The 4227-nt window shown below is 69.1% G+C and carries 5 protein-coding genes and 1 pseudogene; 2 read left to right on the plus strand and 4 right to left on the minus strand.

Going from position 1 to position 4227, the window contains the following annotated elements:
• The 3 genes from mobA to VTU_RS0105255 all read right to left on the minus strand — a co-directional run.
• A partial coding sequence (gene mobA, locus VTU_RS0105245; protein ID WP_010101543.1) for a molybdenum cofactor guanylyltransferase occupies positions 1-355 on the minus strand: 355 nt, incomplete at its 3' end.
• Positions 356-378: 23 nt separating this feature from the next.
• Positions 379-1515, minus strand: a complete 1137-nt coding sequence (moaA, locus tag VTU_RS0105250; RefSeq protein ID WP_010101544.1) for a GTP 3',8-cyclase MoaA — start codon at positions 1513-1515, stop codon at positions 379-381.
• 42 nt (positions 1516-1557) lie between these two features.
• On the minus strand, positions 1558-2001 hold the full coding sequence (locus VTU_RS0105255; protein ID WP_086009995.1) for a MarR family winged helix-turn-helix transcriptional regulator: 444 nt from the start codon (positions 1999-2001) through the stop codon (positions 1558-1560).
• 164 nt (positions 2002-2165) lie between these two features.
• Between VTU_RS0105255 and recA the strand changes: the two genes are divergently transcribed.
• Positions 2166-3266, plus strand: a complete 1101-nt coding sequence (recA, locus tag VTU_RS0105260) for a recombinase RecA (protein WP_010101546.1) — start codon at positions 2166-2168, stop codon at positions 3264-3266.
• 42 nt (positions 3267-3308) lie between these two features.
• Positions 3309-3764 carry a recombination regulator RecX gene (gene recX / locus VTU_RS0105265; RefSeq protein WP_010101547.1) on the plus strand — a complete coding sequence of 152 codons (456 nt, stop codon included), beginning with the start codon at positions 3309-3311 and terminating at the stop codon, positions 3762-3764.
• 23 nt (positions 3765-3787) lie between these two features.
• Here the strand turns inward: recX and VTU_RS0105270 are convergent.
• Positions 3788-4227: pseudogene (locus VTU_RS0105270) on the minus strand (N-acetyl-gamma-glutamyl-phosphate reductase); the annotation flags it as partial.

The following is a 4227-nucleotide window of genomic DNA, read 5'->3' on the forward strand; positions in this document are numbered from 1 at the left end:
GCTCGGCGGCCGCCGCCAGGCGCGTCGCCAGGGTCAGCGGGAAGAACGGGGTGTCGCACGGCACCGTCAGCAGCCAGGGCGTTGCGCAATGCTCCAGCCCGGTCAGAAAACCCGCCAGCGGACCCGCGTAGTCGGCCAGCACGTCCGGCCATACCGCGGCGCCAAAGGCCTCGTAAGCCGCCAGATTGCGGTTCGCGTTGATCAGCACGCTGCCCGTCTGCAACTGCAGGCGCAACAACGTGTGCAGCGCCAGCGGCAGGCCGCGAAAGGCCTGCAGGCCCTTGTCCACGCCGCCCATGCGCGCGCCCTTGCCGCCCGCGAGGACGAGGCCGGTGATGTCCTGGATATGAATCATTTCCGGGTTCGCTCTGCCGGGGGCTACCCGCCGATGTAACTCATCTCCACCCGCCGGGCACCCTGCGAGGCGTCCGCCGGCAGGCTGCTGCGCAGTTCCGAATAGCGGTCCGTGCGCCCTTGCCAGATCGGTGCGATGGCCGAGGCAATCGCTGCGTCGCTGGCGCCGCCGCGCAGCAGCGCGCGCAGATCGTAGCCCTGGGTGGCGAACAGACACAGGTACAGCCGGCCCTCGGTGGACAGGCGTGCGCGGTTGCAGGCGTGGCAAAAGGGCCGGGTCACGCTGCTGATCACGCCCACTTCGCCGAGTGCCGGGTCGTGCCGGCCTGCGGCGTCGGCGTAGCCCCAGCGCGCGGCGGTCTCTGCGGGGGCGCCGGGCTCGAGCGCGACCAGCGGCAGTTCGGCGCGCAGGCGCTCGATGAGCTCCGCGGACGGCAGCACCTCGTCCATGCGCCAGCCGTTGGTCGCGCCCACGTCCATGTATTCGATGAAGCGCAGCGTGCTGCCCGTGCCGCGAAAGTGGCGCGCCATGGGCAGAACCTCCTGGTCGTTGCTGCCCCGCTTGACCACCATGTTCACCTTCACCTGCGACAGGCCCGCCGCATGGGCGGCCTCGATTCCGTGCAGCACCTGCGCCACCGGAAAGTCCACGTCGTTCATGCGGCGGAACACCGCGTCGTCGAGCGCGTCCAGGCTCACGGTCACGCGCCCGAGCCCCGCGTCTTTCAGCGCCCGGGCCTTGCGCGCGAGCAGCGCGCCGTTCGTGGTGAGCGTCAGCTCGGGCGCCAGACCATCGACCGTGCGCAGCTGGGCCAACTGGGCCACCAGCTCTTCCAGATTCCGGCGCAGCAGGGGCTCGCCCCCCGTCAGGCGGATCTTGCGCACCCCGTGCGCCAGAAAAAGGCGCGCCAGCCGCGTGATCTCTTCAAAGCGCAGCAGCGCGCCGTGGGGCAGGTAGGGGTAGTCCCGGTGGAACACCTCCTTGGGCATGCAGTAGTTGCAACGGAAGTTGCAGCGGTCCGTGACGCTGATGCGCAGGTCGCGCAGCGGGCGGCCCCGGGCGTCTGCCAGCCGGCCCGTCGGCGCCACGGCGTGCGCGGGCACCCGCGCCGCCAAAGCGGCGCTGCGCTGGTCCACCAGAGGGATGACATGCCCGGTCATGGCGCGATTCTGCCGCATGGTCCCGGATGCAGGGGGCCAGGCTCAACCCGGGACGCTGCCCGCATCCCCTGCGGCGTAGACCTCCAGCCCCAGCGCCACCACGGTCGCCACTTCGGCGCCCACCTCGGCGCGAAATTCGGCCTGCGCCTGCGCCACCGCGTCGTGAAAGGCCTGCAACCAGGCATGCCCCGTGGCAGTGAAGCGCACCTGGCGCGCCCGGGAATCGAGCGGATCGGCCGTGCGCACGACCAGCCCCCAGGCCTCGCACTGGTCCACGAGATTCGCCATGGCCTGCTTGGTCATTCCCGCGCGCCGGGCGAGATCCGTGAGCCGGTCGCCCTGGAATGCGAGGTGGCGGGTGATGTGCACATGGGCCGCGCCCACCTGGTCGCGCGCCGCAAGATTGGACAGCGCGAGCGGCAGTTCCACGTTGCGCGCCATCAGTTGCAGCACCCGGGCGTCGAAGCGGCGCAGGGCATGCCCCATGAGGCGGCCCAGGTGGGTCTGGCGCCAGCGGTCGTCGGGCAGGGCGGAATCGGGCACGGCGTATTGTCAGCCAAACTGACTAAAAAATGGCTTAGCCAGAAGCAATCTCCCGCATAAACTGCTGCCCAGCCTATCCCGTTTGTTGTTTTTCAAGGAGTTTTCCCATGGACGTTGCAGTCAAAAGCACCCTTCCCGCGCTGCCCGTGAACACCGAAAAGGCCAAGGCGCTCGCGGCTGCGCTGGCCCAGATCGAGAAGCAGTTCGGCAAGGGAACGATCATGCGCCTGGGCGAGGGCGAGGTGATCGAGGACATACAGGTCGTCTCCACCGGCTCGCTGGGCCTGGATATCGCCCTGGGCGTCGGCGGCCTGCCCCGCGGCCGGGTGATCGAAATCTACGGCCCGGAATCCTCGGGCAAGACCACGCTCACGCTGCAGGTGATTGCCGAAATGCAAAAGCAGGGCGGCACCTGCGCGTTCGTCGACGCAGAGCACGCCCTGGACGTGCAGTACGCCCAGAAGCTGGGCGTACAACTGTCCGACCTGCTGATCAGCCAGCCGGACACCGGCGAGCAGGCGCTGGAGATCGTCGACAGCCTGGTGCGCTCCGGCGCCGTGGACCTGATCGTGGTGGACTCGGTGGCAGCGCTCACGCCCAAGGCCGAAATCGAAGGCGAAATGGGCGAGTCCCTGCCCGGCCTGCAGGCCCGCCTGATGAGCCAGGCGCTGCGCAAGCTCACCGCCACGATCAAGAAGGCGAATTGCATGGTCGTTTTCATCAACCAGATCCGCATGAAGATCGGCGTGATGTACGGCAGCCCCGAAACCACCACCGGCGGCAACGCGCTCAAGTTCTACGCCTCGGTGCGCCTCGACATCCGCCGCACCGGCACGATCAAGCGGGGCGACGAAGCCATCGGCAACGAGACCAAGGTCAAGGTGGTCAAGAACAAGGTGAGCCCCCCGTTCAAGACCGCCGAGTTCGACATTCTGTTCGGCGAAGGCATCAGCCGCGAGGGCGAGATCATCGACATGGGCGTGACCGCCAAGATCGTGGAAAAGTCCGGCGCCTGGTACGCCTACAACGGCGAGAAGATCGGCCAGGGCCGCGACAACGTGCGCGAATTCCTGCGCGAGAACACGGGGCTCGCCCGCGAGATCGAGAACAAGGTGCGCGAGAGCCTGGGCATCGTGCTGCAAGCCGCACCGGCCAGCGCCGCGGCACCGGCCGCCACCGCCCCGGCCCCGGCCCCGGCAAAGAAGTGAGCGCCCGCGCAACCCATTCGTAGCCATTCCGCAGCCAGTTCCATGGGACCGGGACCGCTCTCGCTCAGGGGCCGTGCGCTGCGGCTGCTGAGCCAGCGGGAGCACGCGCGCGCCGAGTTGCAGCGCAAGCTCGCGCCCCATGCGCGCGCGGACGAAGACCTGAACGCCGTGCTCGATGCGCTCGAAGCCCAGGGCTTCATCAGCCAGGAACGGAGCGTCGAATCGGTGCTGCAACGCCGCGCAGGCCGCATGGGGGCTGCACGCATCCGGCAGGAACTCCAGGCCAAGGGGCTGCCCCCCGAAGCCGTACAGCAGGCCGTGGCCCAGTTGCAGGGCAGCGAACTCGAACGCGCCGGCGCGGTGTGGCGCCGCAAGTTTGGCGCGCCCGCCACCGACGCGCAGTCCCGCGCCAAGCAGATGCGCTTTCTCATGGCGCGGGGATTCTCAGGCGACGTGGCGCGGCGCGTGCTGCGGGACGCGGGCACGCAGGAGGAATGATCCGCCGCGCCCGGGGCGGCGCGTCACGCGGACGAAGGATTGCTGCCCTCCAGACCCAGCATCAGCCGCAGGTTCTGCACGGCAGCGCCGCTCGCGCCCTTGCCCAGATTGTCCAGGCGCGCGAGCAACACGGCGTGGCGCTGTTCCTCGTTGGCGAACACGCGCAACTCCATCTGGTTGCTGTCGTTCAGCGCCGTGGCGTCGAGCTTTCCGTCCGCGCTCGGCGCCAGCACGCGGACCCACTGCGCGGGCGTGTTGCTCCTGGCGTAGTGCGCCGTCAGCGCGTCGTGCAGATCGGCGGCCCGGGGTGCGCCGGGCAGCAGATCGAGGTGCAGCGGCAACTGCACCAGCATGCCCTGGCAGAAGTTGCCCACGCAGGGCACGAAGATGGGACGGCGCGTGAGACCGCCGTAGCGCATGATCTCCGGCAGATGCTTGTGCTGCAGCGTGAGCGCGTAGGCCT

It is taken from the genome of Verminephrobacter aporrectodeae subsp. tuberculatae At4 (assembly GCF_000193225.1).
Lineage (GTDB): Bacteria > Pseudomonadota > Gammaproteobacteria > Burkholderiales > Burkholderiaceae_C > Acidovorax > Acidovorax aporrectodeae.